At 68.5% G+C, this 20,928-nt stretch carries 19 protein-coding genes and 2 pseudogenes; 7 read left to right on the forward strand and 14 right to left on the reverse strand.

Going from position 1 to position 20,928, the window contains the following annotated elements:
* Positions 1 to 1,851: CusA/CzcA family heavy metal efflux RND transporter (locus G3T14_RS20070; protein ID WP_163644314.1), on the forward strand; the 1,851-nt coding region annotated here is incomplete at its 5' end.
* A gap of 16 nt (positions 1,852 to 1,867) precedes the next feature.
* Positions 1,868 to 2,344 carry a DUF411 domain-containing protein gene (locus G3T14_RS20075; protein WP_163644315.1) on the forward strand — a complete coding sequence of 159 codons (477 nt, stop codon included), beginning with the start codon at positions 1,868 to 1,870 and terminating at the stop codon, positions 2,342 to 2,344.
* 204 nt (positions 2,345 to 2,548) lie between these two features.
* Here the strand turns inward: G3T14_RS20075 and G3T14_RS20080 are convergent, their stop codons facing one another.
* The 8 genes and pseudogenes from G3T14_RS20080 to G3T14_RS20115 form a co-directional block, all read right to left on the reverse strand.
* On the reverse strand, positions 2,549 to 3,283 hold the full coding sequence (locus G3T14_RS20080) for a phosphatase PAP2 family protein (protein ID WP_163644316.1): 735 nt from the start codon (positions 3,281 to 3,283) through the stop codon (positions 2,549 to 2,551).
* A gap of 43 nt (positions 3,284 to 3,326) precedes the next feature.
* Positions 3,327 to 4,103, reverse strand: coding sequence for a hypothetical protein (locus G3T14_RS20085; RefSeq protein ID WP_163644317.1), 777 nt, complete (start codon positions 4,101 to 4,103; stop codon positions 3,327 to 3,329).
* A 30-nt stretch (positions 4,104 to 4,133) separates the two neighbouring features.
* A complete protein-coding gene (locus G3T14_RS20090; protein WP_163644318.1) occupies positions 4,134 to 4,889 on the reverse strand; it encodes a hypothetical protein in 756 nt (251 codons plus the stop codon).
* A 57-nt stretch (positions 4,890 to 4,946) separates the two neighbouring features.
* Positions 4,947 to 5,351, reverse strand: a complete 405-nt coding sequence (locus tag G3T14_RS20095; RefSeq protein WP_163644319.1) for a histidine kinase — start codon at positions 5,349 to 5,351, stop codon at positions 4,947 to 4,949.
* A 72-nt stretch (positions 5,352 to 5,423) separates the two neighbouring features.
* Positions 5,424 to 6,197: pseudogene (locus G3T14_RS20100) on the reverse strand (hypothetical protein).
* A 95-nt stretch (positions 6,198 to 6,292) separates the two neighbouring features.
* Positions 6,293 to 7,573, reverse strand: coding sequence for an ATP-binding protein (locus G3T14_RS20105; protein ID WP_163644320.1), 1,281 nt, complete (start codon positions 7,571 to 7,573; stop codon positions 6,293 to 6,295).
* Entirely contained in the window at positions 7,570 to 8,229 is a 660-nt protein-coding gene (locus G3T14_RS20110) for a response regulator transcription factor (RefSeq protein ID WP_163644321.1), read from the reverse strand. Before G3T14_RS20110 ends, G3T14_RS20105 begins: the two co-directional genes overlap by 4 nt.
* Positions 8,230 to 8,302: 73 nt before the next feature.
* Positions 8,303 to 8,740, reverse strand: a complete 438-nt coding sequence (locus tag G3T14_RS20115; RefSeq protein WP_163644322.1) for an EamA family transporter — start codon at positions 8,738 to 8,740, stop codon at positions 8,303 to 8,305.
* A gap of 93 nt (positions 8,741 to 8,833) precedes the next feature.
* Here G3T14_RS20115 and G3T14_RS20120 point away from each other — a divergent pair, with 93 nt between their 5' ends.
* Entirely contained in the window at positions 8,834 to 9,232 is a 399-nt protein-coding gene (locus G3T14_RS20120; protein WP_204262963.1) for a cation diffusion facilitator family transporter, read from the forward strand.
* A gap of 147 nt (positions 9,233 to 9,379) precedes the next feature.
* Positions 9,380 to 9,595, forward strand: coding sequence for a heavy-metal-associated domain-containing protein (locus G3T14_RS20125; protein WP_163644323.1), 216 nt, complete (start codon positions 9,380 to 9,382; stop codon positions 9,593 to 9,595).
* On the opposite strand, the gene cueR is transcribed toward G3T14_RS20125, so the two are convergent.
* Positions 9,562 to 10,032: a Cu(I)-responsive transcriptional regulator gene (gene cueR / locus G3T14_RS20130; protein WP_163644324.1), complete on the reverse strand. Its 471-nt coding sequence runs from the start codon at positions 10,030 to 10,032 to the stop codon at positions 9,562 to 9,564. The genes G3T14_RS20125 and cueR overlap by 34 nt on opposite strands.
* A gap of 136 nt (positions 10,033 to 10,168) precedes the next feature.
* On the opposite strand from cueR, the gene G3T14_RS20135 reads away from it, so the two are divergent.
* Entirely contained in the window at positions 10,169 to 10,918 is a 750-nt protein-coding gene (locus tag G3T14_RS20135) for a glutaredoxin (RefSeq protein WP_163644325.1), read from the forward strand.
* 100 nt (positions 10,919 to 11,018) lie between these two features.
* Here G3T14_RS20135 and G3T14_RS20140 read toward each other — a convergent pair whose 3' ends face one another.
* From G3T14_RS20140 to G3T14_RS20150, 3 genes are read right to left on the reverse strand one after another with little or no spacing between them, the layout of a single operon-like run.
* Positions 11,019 to 11,324, reverse strand: coding sequence for a hypothetical protein (locus G3T14_RS20140; protein ID WP_348645311.1), 306 nt, complete (start codon positions 11,322 to 11,324; stop codon positions 11,019 to 11,021).
* Positions 11,325 to 11,349: 25 nt separating this feature from the next.
* Complete coding sequence (locus G3T14_RS20145; protein ID WP_163644326.1) at positions 11,350 to 14,487, reverse strand: CusA/CzcA family heavy metal efflux RND transporter; 3,138 nt, start codon at positions 14,485 to 14,487, stop codon at positions 11,350 to 11,352.
* A gap of 7 nt (positions 14,488 to 14,494) precedes the next feature.
* Positions 14,495 to 15,898 carry an efflux RND transporter periplasmic adaptor subunit gene (locus tag G3T14_RS20150; protein WP_348645312.1) on the reverse strand — a complete coding sequence of 468 codons (1,404 nt, stop codon included), beginning with the start codon at positions 15,896 to 15,898 and terminating at the stop codon, positions 14,495 to 14,497.
* Positions 15,899 to 16,051: 153 nt separating this feature from the next.
* Here G3T14_RS20150 and G3T14_RS20155 point away from each other — a divergent pair, with 153 nt between their 5' ends.
* Positions 16,052 to 16,729: a response regulator transcription factor gene (locus tag G3T14_RS20155; RefSeq protein ID WP_163644327.1), complete on the forward strand. Its 678-nt coding sequence runs from the start codon at positions 16,052 to 16,054 to the stop codon at positions 16,727 to 16,729.
* Positions 16,722 to 18,089 carry an ATP-binding protein gene (locus tag G3T14_RS20160; protein WP_163644328.1) on the forward strand — a complete coding sequence of 456 codons (1,368 nt, stop codon included), beginning with the start codon at positions 16,722 to 16,724 and terminating at the stop codon, positions 18,087 to 18,089. Before G3T14_RS20155 ends, G3T14_RS20160 begins: the two co-directional genes overlap by 8 nt.
* A gap of 134 nt (positions 18,090 to 18,223) precedes the next feature.
* On the opposite strand, the pseudogene G3T14_RS20165 reads toward G3T14_RS20160, so the two are convergent.
* Positions 18,224 to 20,074: pseudogene (locus G3T14_RS20165) on the reverse strand (heavy metal translocating P-type ATPase).
* Between the two features lie 347 nt (positions 20,075 to 20,421).
* Complete coding sequence (locus tag G3T14_RS20170; protein ID WP_163644329.1) at positions 20,422 to 20,649, reverse strand: hypothetical protein; 228 nt, start codon at positions 20,647 to 20,649, stop codon at positions 20,422 to 20,424.
* Between the last annotated feature and the right edge of the window lie 279 nt (positions 20,650 to 20,928).

Raw genomic sequence — 20,928 nt, forward strand, 5'->3', positions numbered from 1 at the left:
TTCTTCTCGCTCCTCATCATCACGGTGAGCTTCCTGCCGATCTTCACCCTGGAGAACCAGGAAGGCCGCCTGTTCGGGCCGCTCGCCTTCACCAAGACCTTCGCCATGGCGGCGGCCGCGATCCTGTCGGTGACCCTGGTCCCGGCGCTGATGGTGCTGTTCGTGCGGGGCCGGATCATCCCGGAGCATCGCAACCCGCTGAACCGGCTCCTGATCTGGCTCTACCGGCCGCTCATCGCCGGCGTCCTGCGGGCGCGGGTCCTGACCATCCTGCTCGCCCTCGGCGTCCTGGCTGTGACCGTCTGGCCGGCCCGGCAACTCGGCTCCGAGTTCATGCCCGACCTCGACGAGGGAACGCTGATGTACATGCCGACGACCCTGCCGGGCCTGTCGGTGACGAAGGCGGCCGAGCTGCTGGCAACCCAGGACCGCATCATAAAATCCTTCCCGGAGGTCGCATCGGTCTACGGCAAGGCCGGGCGCGCGAGCACGGCGACCGACCCGGCGCCGATGGAGATGTTCGAGACCATCATCACCCTGAAGCCGAAGTCCGAGTGGCGGCCGGGCGTGACGCAGGCGAGCCTCAAGGCCGAGATGGACAAGGCGCTGCAGTTCCCCGGCGTCTCGAATGCCTGGACGCAGCCGATCCGCGCCCGCATCGACATGCTCTCGACCGGCATCCGCACACCTGTCGGCATCAAGGTGCTGGGCACCGACCTGAAGGAGATGGAGGGTGTCGCCCGCCAGGTCGAGGCGGTGGTGCGCAACGTGCCCGGCACGTCCAGCGCCTACGCCGAGCGGGTCATCGGCGGCTACTTCCTCGACATCACCCCGGACCGCGAGGCGCTCGGTCGCTACGGTCTCATGGTCGGCGACGTGCAGGACGTCATCGCCACCGCGCTCGGCGGACAGAGCGTGACGAACACCGTCGAGGGCCGCGAGCGCTACACGGTCAACGTGCGCTACCCGCGCGCGTTCCGCTCCGACCCGCGGGCCATCGCGGACGAGGTCCAGGTGCCGCTGCCGGCCGGGGGCACGGTGCCGTTGCGCGAGGTCGCCAAGGTCACGCTCACCCGGGGGCCGACTTCGATCCGGACCGAGAACGGGCAGCTCGCGGTCTACATCTTCGTCGACCTGACCGGACGCGACCTCGGCGGCTACGTCGCCGACGCACGCGCCGCCGTGGCGAACGAAGTGAAGCTGCCGCAGGGCACGACCCTGCAGTGGAGCGGGCAGTACGAGTACCTGGAGCGCGCCGAGGCACGCCTCAAGATCGTCGTGCCCCTGACGCTGCTCGTCGTGTTCCTGCTGCTCTACCTGAACTTCCGGCGCCTGACCGAGACCTTCATCGTCATGCTGTCGCTGCCCTTCGCGCTCGTCGGCGGCGTCTGGCTGATGTGGTGGATGGGCTTCAACATGTCGGTCGCCGTGGCGGTCGGCTTCATCGCGCTGGCCGGCGTCGCGGCCGAGACCGGCGTGATTATGCTAGTCTACCTCGACCACGCGCTGGATGAGGTGCGGGCCTTGTGTGACCGCGAGGGACGCCCGCTTGCCCGGGAGGACCTGCGGCGGGCCATCATGATCGGCGCGGTCGAGCGGGTGCGCCCGAAGATGATGACGGTCACGGCCATCATGGCGGGCCTGATCCCAATCCTCTGGAGCACGGGCGCCGGCTCCGAGGTCATGCAGCGCATCGCGGTGCCGATGATCGGCGGGATGGTCTCCTCGACCGTGCTGACGCTCGTGGTGATCCCGGCGGTCTACGCCCTGGTCAAGGGCTGGGGGCTACCGGGATCCGATACCGCGATGGAATCGGTCGAACCTGAAAAATTGCCATTGGCAGCCGAGTGAGGACGGGAGAGCGAACATGATCGACACGACGAGGACGACCCGGCGCGCCGTGGTCCTGGGCATGGCGGCATCGGTGGCATTCGCGCGGCATGCCCTGGCGCAGGGCCTGCCAACGGCCGCGGTGACGAAGGACCCGACCTGCGGCTGCTGCGAGAAGTGGGTCGCCCACCTCCGCGAAAGCGGGTTCACTGTCTTCGTGACCGAGGGACCCGTGAACCCGCTAAAGGCCCGCCTCGGCGTGCCTCGGGACCTCGCCTCCTGCCACACCGCCCAGGTCGGAGGTTACGTGGTCGAGGGGCACGTCCCGGCAGGCGCGATCAAGCGCCTCCTGGTGGAGAAGCCCAAAGGAACCGGGCTGGCCGTTCCCGGTATGCCCGCAGGTTCCCCCGGCATGGAAGTCGATAGCATGGAGCCAGATACCTACGACGTCGTCCTGTTCGCGCCGGAGGCCAGAAGCGTCTTTACCCGTTACCGCGGCGGAAAGCCGGCCTGAGGCCGGAAGCGGCCATCGGCGTTCGAACCCGTCTTCCAGGTCGACCGTCCCGGTTCGTCGATGCGGTCGTCAAGCTGGGCGCCGCCTGAGGTTCTTGGAAACCTCCGTCCCCGAAGCGCGGAACCTGGCGCTTCATTCCGTCTATCCAGTTCTCCCTACCCTCGACCGCGGTCGCGACCGCGAGGATGCATCCGGCTAGGCTTCCTATCGCGCGCCTTCCGTGCCGCCGGGCCTCTCGACCTGCCCACGACGCTGGAGCCGAAGGGCCACGATCCAGCACAGGGCGGCCCAGGCCGATCCCACGCACCAACCCGCGAGCACGTCCGTGGCGTAATGCACCCCGAGGTAGACCCGGCTCAGTCCGACCACGATGGAGAGGAAGACTGCGCATCCCGTGAAGTACGCCTTCAGGCGAGCGTCTGCGGCGACTCGCGTCATGAGCGCTCCGAGTGTCAGGAAGGTCACCGCGGAGAGCATGGCATGGCTGCTGGGGAAGCTGGAGGTGAAGACCTGGATGCTGTCGGGGATGTCCGGACGGGGCCGGCTGAAGAGCAGCTTCAGCCCGAAACTGACGACCGTTCCCCCGAGGATCGAGCCCACCAGCAGGACGGCGGCCCCGCGCTTCCGGATCAGGAGCAGGTAGCCGACCACGCTCGCCAGGAGGAAGCAGAGCACGACCATGCTGCCCAACGCGGTCACGTCGCGGGCCATCTCGTGGAGCCAGGCCGGGCCTATGGCGTCCGTGGCGCCGATGGGGCGGAAGAAGTGCGCGATGCGGGCGTCGAAGGCCGTCGTGTCGCCCTCCATGACCTCCTCGGCGAGGAGGCCGAAGCCGAAGATGAGGGCGGCCACGCAGAACAGCGACGCGATCAGGCCTATCTCCCGCCGGCCGAGACGCGCGACGATGGCCGCCGGGGCGGGTGGGGTGACTTGGTTCATCGATCCTGGTTCCTGGTCGGATGCAGGGTCCCGGCGGCGGGCATCAGGACGCGGTCGCGTCCGCCCCCGGATGCCGTCCGGCCCTCTGTGGCAGAAGGACGATCAGTGCGACGATGAAGGCCGCGATGACCGCGGAGGCGAGCGGCCGGCTCAGGTCCAGCCCTCCGTCGGCGGCCGGCTTGTCGAGGAAGTCGCCCACCATGGCACCGAGCGGCCGCGTCAGGATGAAGGCCGCCCAGAACAGCGCGACACGCGAAACCGAGGTCCGGTAGTACAGCACGATAACCACCGCGAGGGCGGCGGCGAACACGAGGGCCCCGCCCTGGTAACCGAGTCCGCCCGTGTCCGCGAGCCAATCGCCGAGTGCCGTCCCAAGCGTCTGGGAGAAGGTGATGGCCCCCCAGTAGAACGCCTCGATCCGGGGGGTCGAGACCGTATCCACCGACACGGTGCCCTCGGACGCGTACCAAAGCCAGAGCACCGCCGCGAGGCAGGCGAGGAGCAGGGCCGACCCGCCGGTGTATCCGATGCCGAGCGAACGGTCGGCGAGATCCGCCATGGTGGTGCCGAAGGTGGTCGAGGCGACGATGGTGGACCAGTAAAGGACGGGGTTGAACCGTTTTGCCATGATTTGCGCGACCACGAGGCCGAGCAGCACCACGGCGAACAGGAGGGTGCCGGCGAGGTAACCCCAATTGAGCGTCATGGTGACGGTATCGCCGCCGGTCTCGCCGAGCGTGGTCGCCAGGATCTTGATGATCCAGAAGCCGAGCGTGACCTCCGGGACCTTGCTCAAGGAGCGTTCGATGGTGTCGTTCATCGCATAGGATCCTTCTGCTGGAGGTAAACCTTAGGCGGCATCGACGCCGACCGCATGGCGACCGGCACGCTGCGGGATGAGGAGGACGAGCAGCACCATGACGAACGCCAGCACCGCGGAGATCGTGATGTCGTCGATGCCCAGGCCGCCCGACGCCGCGGGCTTGTCGAGCGAGTTGGCGAGGGTCGCACCGAGCGGCCGCGTGAGGATGAAGGCGGTCCAGAATAGCAGCGGGCGGGATACGCGCGTCCGGAGATGCAGGGCCGTTACGACGGCGAGGGCGAGGACGATGAGGAGCGCGCTGCCGTTGTACCAAAGGCCGGTGCCGTCTGCCATCCAGTCACCCAGCGCGGTTCCGAGCGTCTGCGAGAACATGATCGTGGCCCAGTAGAACCCTTCGGCCTGCGGGGTCCGCACCGATTCCACGGCGACGGTGCCCAGGGCGCGCTTCCAGAGGAGGAGGGTCGCGACGACCGAGGCGAGGAGGATCAGCGATCCACCGAGGTAGCCGATGCCGAGGGATCGGTCGCAGAAATCCGCCAGCGTCGTGCCGGCGAGCGTCGTCGCGGTGATCACGGCCCAGTACAGGGTGGGTCGGAAGCGGGATGCCCGGATCTGCGCCGCGAGCAGCACAGCCAATATGGTCCCGAAGATCGCCGTACCCGCGAGATAACCCAGGCCCAGCGTCAGGGCGACGGCGTTGCCGCCGACCTCGCCCAGCGTGGTGGCCACGATCTTGATCGCCCAGAACCCGGCGGTGGCTTCCGGCACCTTGCCGGGTTCCATGGGAATGGTTCGCTCGGGTCGTTGCAGGAGGATGCCTTTTGGGAAGCCGGGGCCGGTTCAGGCGGTCTGCGTCCGGTCGATGACCGCAAGCAGCTCGTCGACCGCGCGACGGCAGGCAACCGGGTCGGCGGGCGATGCCCGTAGCGCGTCGAGGGCGCCATCGATGGCCTTGTCTACGACATGCCAATCGGCGGCCGCGCGCGGCTTGAGCCCCGCCTCGGCCCCGTCCCAGGACAGTTCGAGGTCCTTGATGCGCGCCTTCGCGGCTGGAAGATCGCCCCGGTCGGCGAGAGCCTTCACCTCGACGACGATGGCCCGGAATTTCGAGAGGTCGCCAAGCTTCGACATGGCAGCCGTAGCCGGTGTGGCGCCGGAGGCGTCCTGCACCGCCAGCAGGACGAGGGGTGCGGCGGTGCCCCCGATGATCACGGCGGCAACCGTGGCAAGGATTATGGTTCTCATGGTCTTCGCTCCGGCTCTTGCGGCGTCGGGTAAGGGGAAACTGGAAGGCGGTCGGGCCGCTCGCGGAAAAGCTCAGGCCCTGCCCCGTCCCTCGGGCTCTCGTGATGGCGGGACCAGGCTCAGCCCCCCCACCAGGGCGACGATGACTACAAGGAAGACGAGACTGGTATTGGCCGTGCCGAACCCGAGGCCGCCGTACTCCCGGGCCTGCGAGAGGAGATCGCCCAGGGACGCGCCGAGGGGCCGCGTGACGACGTAGGCGAGCCAGAAGGTCAGCACCGGGTTCGCCCCGAGGCCCCGGGCGAGCGCAAGGGCGGCCAGGACCGTGCCGAAGATGACGACGCCGAGATTGAAGCCGAGCCCGAGCGCCTCCGTGGCGAGGTCGCCCGCCGCCGTGCCGAGCGCGAAGGTCAGGAGGATGGCGAGCCAGTAGAACGCCTCGCGCCTGAGGGTGACGATGGCATGGATCGAGAGCGTCCTCTCGGCCCTGAACCAGACCGCGAACACCGCCGCGAGGGCGCACGCGAACACGCCCGTGCTCACGAAGAGGCTGACACCGAGCTTATCGGTCAGGATGTCGGTGACCTGCGTGCCGACCACGCTGACCAGCACCACGGTCAACCAATAGATCCAGAGCTTGTAGCGCCGCTCACGCATCTGCAGGGCGAGGGCCCCGGCGAGGAGGGCGGCCGTGATTGCGGTCGTGGTCGCCGCGCCGAGGCCCACGTTGACGGCGAGGTAATCCGCGCCGGTCTAGCCGACCGTCGTCGAGAGGATCTTGATGACCCAGAAGCCCGCGGTGACCTCCGGGACCTTGTTCAGGACCCGGCCCTGTATCCCGTTCATTCCCGTCCCCCCGTCCGGCATCGTCCGCGGCGGGTGATAGCCGGCCAGAATGAGGACAGAATGAGCGTGTGCCCGGGGTTGCCCGGATGTGGCCCTCAGGCCTGCAGTCGGACCTCCGCGATCACCCCTTGCCCGTCGCGGCGGTTCTCGACTGTCAGGCCCAGGCCGTTTCGCTCCGCGGCGCGGCGGGCGATGGCCAAGCCGAGGCCGGTTCCCTCGATCCCCGGCGGCGCGGCCCGGAAGAAGCGGTCGAAAAGGCGCGATGCGCTGCCCGGCGGCAGGCCGCAGCCGGTATCGCGCACCGTCGCGACTACCTCTCCGTCCTGGAGCCGGAGCATCACGTCCACCTGCCCGCCTGCCGGGGTGTAGCGAAGGGCGTTATCGATCAGGCTGGCGAAAAGGGTCCTGAGCTCGTCCTCGACGGCGCGAATCCTCGCAGGCGTCTCGATCTCCACACCGAGATCGATGCCCTTACCTTGTGCGAACACGACATGGTCGGCGACGCAATCCAGCAGCACCTGTCCGAAGTCGACGGTCTCGCGACTTCCCGCGGTGTCGTCGAGGCGGGCGAGGCGGAGCAGCTGATCCACCAATCGGCTCGCCCGAGCGATGCCCTCCGCAAGCGCCGTGCGGCGTTCGCCGTGATTCCCGTCGAGGGCGCCGATCTGGATCTGCATCGCGGCCAGCGGCGTCCGGAGTTCGTGCGCCGCGTCGGCGACGAACCGTTTCTGGGCGTCGAGCGCGGCCTGCAGGCGCCGGATCAGGCCGTTCATGGCCTCGACCAGCGGCGCGACCTCCGCCGGCACGCCGCGCGAGGGAAGCGGGCCGTTCGCCGTCGCGCCCCGTCCCGCCAGATTCTGCACCAGGTGGTCCAGCCGCCCCAGGACCCGGTTCATCGCCCAACCGACCACGATCCACGACAGCGGGATCAGGAGCAGCAAGGGGGCCAAGGCCCCGAGCGCGGCGTGCCGTGCGAACTCGGTCCTGACCACCTCGCGTTGCGCGACCCGGACCATCGTGGTGCCGTTGGCCGTCGCGTAGGTGCGCCAGGCTTCCCCGCCCATGACGACGTCCGCGTAGCCGGTGCGTTCAGGACGCAGTGCGTCGACGCCGCGGTCGCTGCGTAGGAGCTGCCCGTCCTTCCAGATCGACACGGCGAGCTGGTCCTCCGGATCCTGGTCGGCGGCCGGCGGGGCATCCGCGTCCGTGAGCCCGGGGCCGGCGTTGAGGGCGACCTGCCGCAACTGCCCATCGAGGAAATCGGACGCCTCTCCCCGCGCCAGGACGTAGGCCGCGACCATGGCGGCGAGGCCGATGCCGGCGAGGAGCGCGGTCATCCAGCCGAGCGCGGTCCGGCGCAGGGAGACGGCCCTCATGGCTTGGGCACCATCCAGCCGGCGCCGCGGACGTTGAGGATCGCGCCCTTGCCGACCTTGCGGCGGATCGTGAGGATAATGGCGTCTACAGCGTTGCTCTCGACCTCCTCGCCCCATCCGTAGACGCGTTCCTCGATCTGGGCCCGCGACAGGATGCGGCCCGGCCGCTCCATGAGGGCGTGCATCAGGGCGTACTCGCGGGCGGAAAGGACCACGACGGTTCCGGCGTGGCACAGGGCGTGGGTCTCGGTATCGAGCTCGGTGTCGGCGGCCACCAGCCGGGCGCTCGCCCGTCCCGCCCGGCGCCGGAGGATGGCGCGCATCCGCGCCAGCAACTCGCGCATCTCGAACGGCTTCACCAGGTAGTCGTCCGCCCCGAGGTCGAGGCCGGCGATGCGGCTGTCGAGGCCGTACCGGGCCGTGACGATGAGCACCGACGTGTCGATGCCCGCCGCCCGGGCGGATCGGAGGATCTGGAGACCATCCCCGCCCGGCAGGCCGAGGTCGAGCAGGACGAGCGCATGGCCGCCGTTGTGCAGCGCGGTCTCGGCCGCCACGCCGTCGCGGACCCAGTCGACGGAATAGCCCTCGGCCGAGAGGCCGTACGAAAGCCCTTCGCCGATCATCTGGTCGTCCTCGATCAACAGCACGCGCATCGTTCGGTCCGGTCGGCTTTGACTGCGAGCCTTCGCCATGGACGGCACGATGACGCATCCTCTGCCTCGGGCTTCATCCCCGATAGGCCACGAGCACCGCCCCGGCGGCGATGAACACGACGCCGAGCCAGTTCGGTAGGGACAGCCGTTCGCCGAGGAAGACGACCCCGAAAATGGCCACCAGATCGACGCTGAGCTTGTCGACCGGGGCCACGCGACTGGCCTCGCCGAGTTTGAGGGCCCGGAAGTAGTAGATCCACGAGCCTCCAGTGGCGAGGCCCGATAGCACCAGGAACAGGTAGGTCCTGGCGGAGACCGACCCGACCGGTTGCCATTGGCCTGTGCCCACCAGGATGGCGCCGGGCGCACAGAGTATGACGATCGTGCGGATAAAGGTGGCGAAATCGGAGTTAAGGTTCTCGATGCCGACCTTGGCGAAGATCGCAGTCAGCGCCGCGAAGGCGGCCGAAAGCAGCGCACACAGCTGCCAGGATCCGAGCAATGATCTCATGTCGTGTTCTCCGGTGTGACTTCGCGGACCTGCGAAACGCGGCGAGGCAGTTCGCGGGCGAGCGCCGCTCGCCTATCGGACCGAGCCGGGTCCGTGACCTTCGAGGAGCACGCCCACGGGGATCACGGTGCCATGCACCGGGACAACAACATGCGGGCGGCCGTGGTGCACGTAGTCGCCGACGCCGCCGTCTCGGTGCTGGTGATCGGCGGCCTGCTGCTTGCCCGGTCCCTGCGATGGACCTCGATGGACCCGTTGGCCGCCATCGTCGGATCGGTCGTGATCGCGAGCTGGGCCTACACCTTGGTGCGGGACACGGGTGGGGTCCTCCTCGACATGCAGCCCGATCCGAGCCTAGCTCGTAGGGTCCGGGAAGCCGTCCAGGCGCAGGGCGACCGGATTTCGGACCTGCATCTCTGGCGTCTCGGACCCGGCCACGTCGGAGCCATCGTCTCCGTGGTGACCGCCCAGAACCGGGGTCCCAACTTGTAACGTCGCCTGCTCGATGTTGGCGGCAACCTCTCGCACGTGACGGTCGAGGTCCGCGACGAGGTGTATCCGTAGTCACCGCGAGGCCCTTGACCTTCCCACCATAGGAAGCACCATCTCGACATGGCGTCACTCAATCGGATAGTCGTCATGTTCGAGATCAAGGTCACCAGGATGAACTGCGGCGGTTGCGCCAAGTCGGTCACCCGCGCGATCCACGGTGTGGATGCCGGCGCCACCGTCGCGATCGATCTTCCCACCGGCACGGTCGCGATCACGAGCCCCGCCGGGACCCCGGCCGGACGCTTCGTCGATGCCGTCCGGACCGCTGGCTACGGGGCCAATACCTTGCCCTTTGCGGCCTGATCGACAGGCATCGGAAACAAATCGCGGGAAGGCCTGGAGGACGGACGGGGGCCGGCTTCCAGGCCCGCGATGATGGGGCAATCCGGGCGCCCGTCGCCGTCGCAAGCGAGGCTGAGGCCACGCAGGACATCCGCCATCTCCTGCAGGTGGCGGGCCTTTTCTTCGAGTTCCTTGATGTGGGTCAAGGCCAGGGCCTTCACCTCGGCGCTGGTACGGCTGGGGTCGCCCCACAGCCCGAGCAGCACCCGGATGCGGTCCAGGGAGAAGCCGAGGTCCCGGGCCCGCCGGACAAAGCTGAGCCGGTGGACGTCCTCCGGGCCATACTCGCGGTAGCCGCTGTCCTGGCGGTCGGCACGGGGCACGAGCCCGATGCTCTCGTAGTGCCGGATCATCTTGGCCGAGACCCCGGAGGCCCGGCTCGCCTCGCCGATGTTCATCGTGAAAGCCCCTCCGTTGACCTTCCCAAGTTAGGAAGGTGCAGAACGGTCCGCAAGCCCAATCGGCCGGTCCGGGTCCGTTGCTTCCAAGGCGGCGAGCGGACGGTATTTCGGCCCGACAACCCAAGGAGTTTCGATGCAAGCCACCGCGTCCCGCAAGGCCGTCCTGTACCGCATGGTGATGCCGGCCCATACCTGCCCCTATGGCATCAAGGCAAAGGACCTGCTCGAACGCGAGGGGTTCGCGGTCGAGGATCATTGGCTCAAGACCCGTGAGGAGACCGACGCGTTCAGGGCCGAGCACGGGGTTAAGAGCACGCCCCAGACCTTCATCGACGGCGAGCGAGTCGGCGGCTTCGACGACCTGCAGCGCCACTTCGGCAAGGCCGCCGACGACCCGAACGCCACAACCTACCGACCCGTGATCGCGGTGCTCTCGATGACCGCGCTGATGGCCCTGGCCGCCAGCTACGCCGTGACCGGCACGCCCCTGACGATGCGCGCCGCCGAGTGGTTCATCGGCTTCAGCATGTGCGTCCTGGCGCTCTTGAAGCTGCAGGACGTCGAGACCTTTTCCTCGATGTTCCTGGGCTACGACCTGCTGGGCAAGCGTTGGGTGCGCTACGCCTATGCCTACCCGTACCTGGAGGCCGGGGCCGGCGTCCTGATGGTGGCGGGGGCCCTGAACTGGCTCTCGATCCCGGTGGCGCTGTTCATCGGTGGCGTCGGCGCGGTCTCGGTGTTCAAGGCGGTCTACGTCGACAGGCGCGAGATCAAGTGCGCCTGCGTCGGCGGCGCGAGCAAGGTGCCGCTCGGGTTCGTGTCGTTGACCGAGAACCTGATGATGGTCACCATGGCCGTATGGATGCTGGCGGCACACCATTGACCGTTGCCGCTTTCACATCAGTGATCTGTGGCCCACCCCTTCTCGTTCCTGGTCCGGCTGATGGCGACCGGAGGTCGCCGTGATACCGCCGGCTTCCAGACTAAGGCTGGACGACCATCGGGAACTTGTCGACCAGGGTTTTGCAGAGGGCGTCGCGATTGCGGACGGCCCGCCATCCTTCGAACTCCGCCGCGCCTGAACGGATTGCCTCGGCGCCATGGAGGCTGCCGAGCGCATCGAAGCATGCGCGGGCCCGGTCCACGATGCCGGGGTTGTAGCGGCTGAAGCCGCAGGCCATCGAAGCCCTGCGCAGCATGCCGTGCATCCTGAGGAACCCGGCACAGTCGAAGTCTTCTGCCGAGGCGGGCTGCGCGAGAGAGGCGAGGGTTAGCACGCCCAGGAACACTTTGGTCCCGATGGCCCGAAGTCCCCTAGCCATCGACGCCCGCCCGTTGGTCGCCCTTCGCGCCCAGTCCGGATGGACCGTCATCGCGACGAAGCCAGGGAAGCCGGATATGCGCCAGGTACGGATAGACGGCGGGTAGGACCACCAGCGTCAGGAGCGTCGCGGTGACGAGGCCGCCGATCACCACCGTGGCGAGCGGACGCTGTACCTCGGCGCCCGCGCTCGTCGAGAGCGCCATCGGCAGGAAACCGAGGGCCGCCACCAGCGCGGTCATCAGGACCGGCCGTAAGCGCATCTCGGCTGCGCGGGTCGCCGCCTCGCGAGCATTGAGGCCGACCCGTTCGAGGTCGCGGATGTAGCTCGTCAGTACCACGCCGTTGAGGATGGCGATGCCGAAAGTCGCGATGAATCCAATCGCCGCTGAGATCGAGAACGGCAGCCCGCGGAGATACAGGGCGACGATGCCGCCGGTCGCGGCGATGGGCACGTTGAGGAAGATCAGGCCAGCCAGCCGGATGTCGCCGAACATCACCACGAGCAGGACGAGGATCGCGGCCATGGCAGCCGGCACCACGACCGAGAGCCGGCTCGTCGCCTCCTGCAGGTTCTGGAACTGCCCGCTCCATTGCAGGGAGTACCGCGGCGGTAGGGGAACCTGCGCCTGGACCGCTGCCTTTGCGTCCGTCACGAAGCTTTGGACGTCGCGGCCGCGGACACTGGCCTGGACCGAGATCCGACGCTGGAGCTTCTCCCGGCTGATCTGGGCCGGTCCCGTCGCCACGTCGACCGAGGCGACCAGCGAGAGCGGTACCAGCGCCTTTCCGCTGCGCCCCACGGGCAGGTCGCGAATGCGGGCGATGTCGCTGCGGTCCGCGGATTTCAGGCGGACCACGATGTCGGTGATGGAGTTGTCGTCGCCGTAGATCATGCCAGCGGTGCGGCCGCCGATGCTCTCCACCACGTCGAGGACGTCGCTGACGTTGATGCCGTAGCGGGCCGCCGCCGCCCGGTCGACCTGGATGGACAGCGCCGGCATGCCCGCTTGCGCCTCGGCCTTCACGTCGGCCGCCCCCGAGACGCCGGAGACCGCGCGCACGATGGCGTCTGCCTTGTCCTTGAGGACCTTGAGGTCGTCGCCGTAGAGGCTGATGGCCACGTCGCCGCGCACGCCCTCCAGCAGATCGTCCATCCGCATCTGGATCGGCTGCGAGAACGCGTAGGACACCCCCGGCACCTCCGCGCGCAGACGCTTGTCGAGGGCGGCGACGAGGCCCTCCTGGGTGTCGGCCGTGGTCCAGGTCGAAGGGTCCGTCAGCGTGATGAAGCTGTCGGTGGACTCGACGCCCATCGGGTCGGTCGGGATCTCGGCGCTCCCGGTGAGCGACACGACCCGCTTCACCTCGGGGAAGCTCTTCAGGGTCTGCTCGATCCGGTGCATGACCTTGAGCGAGGCGTCGAGGTTGATGCCGGGCAGCTTCTCCGACGTGATGACGATGGAGCCTTCCGAGAGCTTGGGCAGGAACTCGCCGCCCAGGCGCGTCGCCAGGAAGCAGCTCCCGCCGAACAGGGCGAGCGTCACAAGGACGGTCAGGCTGGTACGGCGCTCGGCGAGCCGCAGCACGGGCGTGTAGGCGCTGCGGACCCAATGGACGAGCCGCGTCTCGCGTTCACCGATGCCTGGGCCTGCCAGCACGATAGCGGCGAGCGCCGGCATCAGCGTCATCGTCAGGACCAGCGAGCCGGCCAGCGCCAGGATGACGGTCAGCGCCATCGGCCGGAACATCTTGCCCGCGACCCCTTCGAGGGCGAGGATCGGCAGATAGACCATGATGATGATGGCGACGGCGAACAGGATCGGGCGCGCCACCTCGACGGTGGCTTGGCGGATGACCTCCTCGGCCGGGCGCTCTGGGTGCTCGCCGCGGGCGCGCAGGACGTTCTCGATCATCACCACGGCACCGTCGACGATCAGGCCGAAGTCGATGGCACCGAGGCTCATGAGGTTGCCCGAGAGCCCGAACAACCGCATCCCGGCGAACGCCATCAGCATCGACAGGGGGATCGCGGCCGCCACCACGAGGCCGGCCCGGAGGTTGCCGAGCAGCAGGAGCAGCACGACGATGACGAGCACCGCGCCCTCCATGAGGTTGTGCTCGACGGTGCGGATGGTCCGCGCCACCAGGGTGCTTCGGTCGTAGTACGGCACGATCTCGACGCCCGGCGGCAACTGCGGGCGCAGGGCCTCGATGGTCTGCTTTACGGCCACGACCACGGCGCTGGCGTTCTCGCCCTGCTGCATCATGGCGATGCCGACGACGGTCTCGCCCGCCGCATCGTGCGTCACGGCACCGAGACGCACCTTCGGGGCTTCCACCACCTCGCCCAGGGTCGCGACCGTTACCGGCACGCCACCGGGACCCGTCGTCACGACGATGTTGGCGAGGTCCTTCGTGTCCTTGGCGAGCCCGAGGCCGCGGATGACCTCCTGCTGGTCGTTGTGCTCGATGTAGGCGCCGCCGCGTGCGGCGTTGTTCTCGCCAAGCGCCGTGTAGACCTGGGCCATGGTCACGCCGTAGCGGTGCAGGCTCTCGGCGGCGATGCGGACCTCGTAAGTCGGCATCTGTCCGCCGTAGACGTTCACGTCGGCGATGCCGGGGGTCAGCTTGAGCTTCGGCGCGATGGTCCATTGCAGGATGCGCTTCAGCGCCATCGGCGAGTAGCCCGGCCCCCGCACCTCGAACTGATAGATCTCGCCCAGCCCCGTCGCCATCGGCCCCATCTCGGGATCGCCGATGCCGGCCGGCATCATGGTCTTGGCCAAGGGCAGTCGCTGGAACACTTGCGAGCGCGCCTCGGTGATCGACATGGCGTCGTCGAAGGTGACGTAGACCGCCGAGACCCCGTAGCGCGAGGTCGAGCGGATGCCCGACAGGCCCGGCGCACCGGCCATAGCATTCTCGACGGGGAAGCTGACGAGGCGCTCGACCTCCAGCGGCCCCAGTCCCGGCGACAGGGTCAGGACCATCACCTGCTTCGGCGACATATCCGGCACCGCGTCGATGGACAGGCCTTCGAGGTTGACGATGCCGCCGACCGCGCCGGCGAGTGCCAGGATCACGACGAGCCAGCGACGGCGAATGAGAAGGGCGAACCAGGCGTTCATGGCGGCCTCAATCTGTCGAGCCGAGGAGCGCGCGCATCAGGATGGCCTTTAGGCCGAAGCTGCCTTGCGTCGCCACCGTCTCGCCCGCCTGGATGCCGGACTTCACCTCCACCCAATCGGCACGCTGGACCCCGAGGGTCAGCGCCCGCTTCTCGAAGCGGTCGTCGCCGGTGCGCACGAAGGCGATGGGGCCACCCTCGGTCTGCTGGATCGCGGCGGCCGGCACCGTCACGCCTTCGCGTCCGAGATCGGCGGCGATCTCGACGGAGACGAACATGTTGGCGCGCAAGCTCCCATCGGGGTTGGCGATCTCGATCCGCGCCGGAGCGGTGTTGGTCATCGGGTCGATGGCCGCGTTGACCGATCGTACACGGCCCTCGAAGCGCGGATGCGCCGCGACCGGGGCCTCGATGGTCGCCCGGTCGCCTTCCTTCACGGTCGAGATGTCGTGACCATAGAGGTTGGCAAGGACCTGGATCTGCGAGGGATCGGCCACCGTGAAGGCGTCGCGATTGGTGTCGACCACTTCGCCCAGGGTGATCCCGGCCGCCGTGACCACGCCGTCGATCGGCGAGACGATGGCGCTGGTGCCGGTGGCTTCTCCGGGCGCAGGGGCCAGGCGCTCGTACTGTGCACGATAAAGGTCGACCTGCGATTTTGCGGACAGGGTCGCGGCATGCGCCTTGGCAAGGTCGACCTGGCGCCGGTCGACCTCGGCCTGGGCCACGCCACCGAGCTTCACGAGGTCGATGCCGCGCTTGAGATTGATCTCGGCGACCTTCTCGGTGGCCTGGGCCTCGCCAAGGCTGGCCTGGGCGGCTGCAAGGCCGTTACGGGCGTCGAGGACGCCGGAGGCATCGAGCGTGGCCAGCGTCTGGCCGGCCTTCACCCGGTCGCCGGGCTGCACCGAGAGGCTGAGAACCCGGCCCGAGGTGCGGGGCTTCAGGCGGGTGACCCGGCGCTCGTCGAAGGCGACCATGCCGGGGGTTCGGACGGGCAGGATGATCCGGCGGGTCTCGGATTGCCCGAAGGCAAGTCCGAGGCGGCGTTGTCCATCGGTATCGAGCCGGACGACGTTGTCCTCGGTCGGCTGTTCCGAAGCGGCCGGGGTCGTCGTCGCGGCCTCGGGTGCCGCGGGCGCCAACCCGACCGTCTGGAGAAGCGGTTCAACAAAAGGCCGGACGGCGTCGTGATACCACCAGCCAGCCAGCCCGAGCGCGGCCAGACAAACGACCAGGACCCACCGCGAACGACGTCCGAACCGCGTGGATGCAGGATTAGGTGACGCGGAGCCGATAGGTGCTTCCACCGTGCCCGATCCGCCGGCATTCTTATACTCGCGCAAACCGCCACGGTCGACGATCTCGGCATCGCCGGTCCCGGGCATGTTGGTCTCCGCCTCCTTCAGCACGATGTCATCCACGGATCAGATTAGAGCTGTTCTAATACATAGAGTGTACGACCGAACCCGCCATTAAATTCGCGTTCACACTCGTGGTCCTGGAGCTGGTTCCGAACCACATCATGCTTCGGAACATGGGCGTGGGCCCGGGAGTGGACCGGGTTGGCCAAGCTGCTGCTGATCGAGGACGACGCCGCGACGGCCGAGGAGATCCTTGCCGACCTGCGCGGGCGCGGGCACGAGGTCGCGTGGGTCGCCACCGGGCCGGAAGGCGCGGATGCGACCCGTTCGGGGACCTGGAACGCCATCATCCTCGACCGGATGCTTCCGGGCCTGGACGGGCTCACCCTGCTGCGCGACCTCCGCGGAACCGGCGACCGGACGCCCGCGCTGGTCCTGAGCGCGCTCGGCGACGTCGACGAGCGCATCCGCGGCCTGCGCGCCGGCGGCGACGATTACCTGGGCAAGCCCTTCGTTCTCGGCGAACTCGCGGCCCGGATCGAGGCGCTGTTGCGGCGTCCGACGGACTCCCGCGAGACGGTGCTCAGGGTGGGGACACTGGAGCTCGACCTCATCGCCGGGACGGGACGCCGGGGCCTGCGCGACCTCGACCTCCTGCCGCGCGAGCTCAAGCTGCTCGAATACCTGATGCGCCGCCCGGGGCAGGTCGTGACCCGGGCGATGATGTTCGAGGAGGTCTGGAACTACCGGTTCGCACCCAAATCCAACCTCATCGACGTCCATGTCGGACGCCTGCGCAAGAAGCTTGAGGTCGATGGCGAGCCGATCCTCATCCACAATGTCCGCGGAGAGGGCTTCACCCTGACCCCCGATGTCTAGGCTTGTCCGTTCCTTCGCGTTCCGGTGGGCCCTGGGCATCGCCCTGTGGTCGACGCTCCTCTCGCTGCTGCTCTTCGCCTTCGTGTACTGGCAGACCGCGGCGTTCATGCAGGACGAGCTTGCCCAGGTCCTGCGCCACGAGGCCCGGTACGCCTCCGGTGACCCGGCCAAGGCGGCCGCCCGCATCGAGACGTGGGTCAGCGAGGACCTGCACAGCGTCCACTTCGCCGGCCTGTTCGGGGCGGATGGCCGCAAGCTCGCCGGCAACCTCGACGTTTGCCCACCGGAGCTGCCCCTTGACGGCGAGGTCCACCGGATCGGCACACAGGTGTCCATCGCGGGACGGCGCCTGCACGAGGAGCTCTGGTCGGCCGCCCGGTCCCTTAAGGACGGGACCGTGGTGGTCGTGGCCCATGACACCGACGAGATCGACCGCGCCAAGGCCACGGTGATCCGGGCCCTCGGCCTCGCCCTCGTCCCGACCCTGGCCTTTTCCATCCTCGGCGGCGTGCTGCTCGCCGGGCGTGCCAAGCGCAGGCTGGCATCGACCGAAGCGGCGGTCGCGCGGGTGATGCGCGGGGACCTGCGCCAGCGGCTGCCGGTCGGCGAGGCGGGGGACGAGTTCGACCGCTTGGCCCAGGACGTCAACGGCATGCTCGAAGAAATCGAGCGCCTCATGGAGGAGGTCAGGGGGGTCGGTGACGCCGTGGCCCACGACCTACGCACGCCCTTGACGCGATTGCGCCTGCGCCTGGAGCGAGGCCGCGAGCAGGCCCGCGACATCGGCGAACTTCGCGAAGCGGTGGACCAGGGGCTGGTCTGGATCGACCAGACCTTGGAGATGGTGACGGCGGTGCTACGCATCGGCGAGATCGAGCATGGCCGCCGCTGCGCCGCCTTCGGTCCGGTCGACCTCGGGCTTGTGGTGAGCGAGGCGGTGGAACTGTTCGAACCCCTGGCCGAGGAGAAGGGGATCGGCCTTAGCCTGGAAGTCGACGGAACGATGCCCGCCATCGAGGGTGACCGCAGCCTGATCTTCGAGGCGGTGTCGAACCTTCTCGACAATGCCATCAAGTTCACGCCCGTCGATGGCCGGGTCAGGGTCGACCTGGGCCGGCGGGGGGACCTCTTCGTGGTGTCCGTCGAGGATACGGGACCCGGAATCCCCGTGGACGAACGCGAACAGGTGTTCAGGCGGTTCTATCGCGCGGAGCCGGCCCGCCAGACGCAGGGCAACGGGCTCGGCCTCGGCCTCGTCGCCGCCATCGCCAAGCTGCACGGGTTCGCGCTGGCCGTAACGGAGAGTTCCGGCGGAGGTTGCCGCATGGAGGTTCTCTGCCCCGCCTCGCCCCGAGGGTAGGCCGGGAGGGGCGTTCGCGCATCGGGGGATATGTGCGCGGATGCATCCAGATCTTTCGATGTCATGGATGGCGAGGCGAACCTTCTCGCCTTTGAAGGTCCGGACATCGACACGCGTTGGAGTGATGTCGTGCGTCACGCTTTGCCGCCGAGCACGCGCATGGCGTTGAGCACGACGGCGACATCGATGACTTCCTGGATCAGCGCACCCTGCAAGGGTGAGAGATAGCCGAAGGCGGCGGCCACCATGCCGAGGACGGACAGGCCGATGCCCGCGAACACGCATTGCAGGGCGATGGCGCGGGCCCGCTTGGCGATGCGGATCGCCTGCGCCAGTCCGTCGATGCGGTCGACGAGAAGGACGACGTCCGCGGCTTCCGCGGCCGCCGCGGCCGCCGCGGCACCACGCGCGCCGAGGGCCACGCCCAGATCGGCCGCTGCAAGGGCGGGGGCGTCGTTCACCCCGTCGCCGACCATCATCACGACGCCCTGCTCGCGCTCGGCCGCAACAAGGGCGGTCTTGCCTGCTGGGTCGAGGTCGGCCGCCACGGCATCGATGGGCAATCCGACGACCAGCCCGTCCGCGACCGCCTTGCGGTCGCCCGTGGCGAGGACGATGCGGTTGATGCCGGTCGTGCGCAGGGCCCCCAGGGCCGTGACGCCTTCCAGGCGAAGGGGATCGGCGAAGCCCAGGATGCCGGCAGTTGCGCCGTCGATGGCCACGAGGACGGTTGCGGTCACCGCCGGAACGCCCGCTTCGGAGGGTGGCGGTGTCGTGATGGTAAAGGCGACACCCTGGGCCTGCATGAAGCGCGGGCCACCGACGAGAACCCGTTGGCTGCCGACCCGACCCGCGATGCCCTCCCCGGGGGTCTCGACGACGTCCGTCGGTTGCACGAGAACCAGGGTCCTCCCGTGTGCCGCCTGCACCAGCGCTCGGGCCGTGGGATGCACCGAGGCCTGGTCGAGTGAAGCGGCGGCCCGGACGACGGTCTCTTCGTCGAGCCCGGAGAGGGTCCGCACCGCTTGAAGTTTCGCGGTGCCGTGGGTGAGGGTTCCGGTCTTGTCGATGACCAGGGTGGTGATCCTGGCGAGCGTCTCCAGGGCCGCGCCGCCCTTCACCAGCACGCCGATCCCGGCGGTCCGGGACATGCCCGAGACGAGCGCCACCGGAACGGCGAGGATCAGCGGGCACGGGGTGGCGATGACGACCACGGCCAGCGCCCGCAACGGATCGCCGGTGAGGAACCAGGCTGCGCCGGCGATGGCGAGCGTCAGGGCGAGGAAGGCGAGGCCGTAGCGATCCGCCAGGCGCGCCATCGGCGCCTTCTCGGCCTGGGCCGCCTTTACGAGACGGACGATGCCCGCGTAGGTGCTCTCGGATGCGACCCTCTCGGCGATGAGCGTGAAGGCCGGTCCGACATTGATCGCGCCGCTGAGGGCGGCGGCCTTCGCCTCGACGGTGACCGGGAGGGCCTCTCCGGTGAGCGAGGCCTGATCCAGGACCGCACGCCCGGCATCGACGAGACCGTCGACGGGCACGACGTCGCCGGTCCGGATCAGCAGGCGGTCGCCGGGGACCACGTCCGCGACGGGAATCTCATGAAGCCCGCCGTCCTGCTCCCTGAGGGCGAAGCGTGGTTACCGGGAGAGCAGGGCCGACATCTCGCGACGGGCTCGGCCGGCGGCATAGACCTCCAGCGATTCGCCTCCGGCATACATCAGGGCCACGACGACCGCGGCGAGGGATTGCCCGAGGGCCAGGCCGCCGCCCATCGACAGGGCAGCCACGACGTCTAGCCCCACATCGCCGCGCAGGAGGCTCGTGACGATCTGGCCGAGGAGCACGGCGAGAACCAGGCAGGTCGCGGCGGTCCAGATCCAGGACGCCCACGCTGCCCCCGTCGCCTGTGCGGCGAGCCCCGCACAGAGCCCCATGAGCGTCACGACGACCAGGCCGATCCGAAGCCAGCCCCAACGGTCCATCGCGAACAGCGTTGCGACGGTTGGGGCGGGAGCCGCCAACGGCCGTTCCTGGATGCCCTGATCGGTCATCGCCATCGCCGGGACCGGCATGCTTTGGTTCGCCTTTTTCCGAATGTCCGCCCGGGTCGGGGGCGAAGGATGCGAGGCCGCGGGTTGCGAGGGCACCGGGCCGACCCGCCGCGGTCGACGGACCACCAGCCGCATGACGTCACGGAAGCCGCGGTCACGCGTTGCGCTGGATCAAGGACGCGGGCGTCCGATGGCTGCGAGCTGAATGCTGGAGGTCATCCCAGCCGCGGAGCCGTCCGGCGACTCCGAGAGTAGCGGGCAACGAATGGCGCTACGCGCTACGCTGCTGCCGGCATCCGCGACCCGGTTCGTCGATTGGTCGTATTCGAGGCTGATGAACGATAGACATGGAAAATGACGCAGTTGATCACGTCGGCGGGGATGTGCTTGCTCTCCGTCACCTGCACGCCGTGCGGGGTCGGCAGGCGGCGAAGCGCGAGAAAGGCGGCGAGCATGCCGACCGCGCAGATCGCTACCGCCAACGATGACCAGACCGGATTCATCAAGGGGCTGGCGCACCGCATGATGACAGCATCTCGGTTTCGCCCGGCGAGCGAATGATCCGATGCCGTCCCTCACCCATCAATGCGAGGGTAGCGCTTCCTCGACGGTACGCCTCGTCTGAAGTTGCGTCGCTACATGAGACGCAGGGCGGAGTAGCGTTTCAAGATGTGCGCAGGCGACATTCAACTCTGCGGTAGCGAATCAGATCTGGCGGCGGATGCCTTTTAGTGAGGTGGTGCTGGAAATCTGGACAGGAGGCTAAGCTATCCCCGACGTGAGGG

Source organism: Methylobacterium sp. BTF04 (assembly GCF_010692745.1).
GTDB lineage: Bacteria > Pseudomonadota > Alphaproteobacteria > Rhizobiales > Beijerinckiaceae > Methylobacterium.

Coding starts and splice junctions, on each gene's coding strand:
- G3T14_RS20075 (WP_163644315.1), top strand. CDS start 1,868: ATGATCGACACGACGAGGACGACCCGGCGCGCCGTGGTCCTGGGCATG.
- G3T14_RS20080 (WP_163644316.1), bottom strand. CDS start 3,283: ATGAACCAAGTCACCCCACCCGCCCCGGCGGCCATCGTCGCGCGTCTC.
- G3T14_RS20085 (WP_163644317.1), bottom strand. CDS start 4,103: ATGAACGACACCATCGAACGCTCCTTGAGCAAGGTCCCGGAGGTCACG.
- G3T14_RS20090 (WP_163644318.1), bottom strand. CDS start 4,889: ATGGAACCCGGCAAGGTGCCGGAAGCCACCGCCGGGTTCTGGGCGATC.
- G3T14_RS20095 (WP_163644319.1), bottom strand. CDS start 5,351: ATGAGAACCATAATCCTTGCCACGGTTGCCGCCGTGATCATCGGGGGC.
- G3T14_RS20105 (WP_163644320.1), bottom strand. CDS start 7,573: ATGAGGGCCGTCTCCCTGCGCCGGACCGCGCTCGGCTGGATGACCGCG.
- G3T14_RS20110 (WP_163644321.1), bottom strand. CDS start 8,229: ATGCGCGTGCTGTTGATCGAGGACGACCAGATGATCGGCGAAGGGCTT.
- G3T14_RS20115 (WP_163644322.1), bottom strand. CDS start 8,740: ATGAGATCATTGCTCGGATCCTGGCAGCTGTGTGCGCTGCTTTCGGCC.
- G3T14_RS20125 (WP_163644323.1), top strand. CDS start 9,380: ATGTTCGAGATCAAGGTCACCAGGATGAACTGCGGCGGTTGCGCCAAG.
- cueR (WP_163644324.1), bottom strand. CDS start 10,032: ATGAACATCGGCGAGGCGAGCCGGGCCTCCGGGGTCTCGGCCAAGATG.
- G3T14_RS20135 (WP_163644325.1), top strand. CDS start 10,169: ATGCAAGCCACCGCGTCCCGCAAGGCCGTCCTGTACCGCATGGTGATG.
- G3T14_RS20145 (WP_163644326.1), bottom strand. CDS start 14,487: ATGAACGCCTGGTTCGCCCTTCTCATTCGCCGTCGCTGGCTCGTCGTG.
- G3T14_RS20160 (WP_163644328.1), top strand. CDS start 16,722: ATGTCTAGGCTTGTCCGTTCCTTCGCGTTCCGGTGGGCCCTGGGCATC.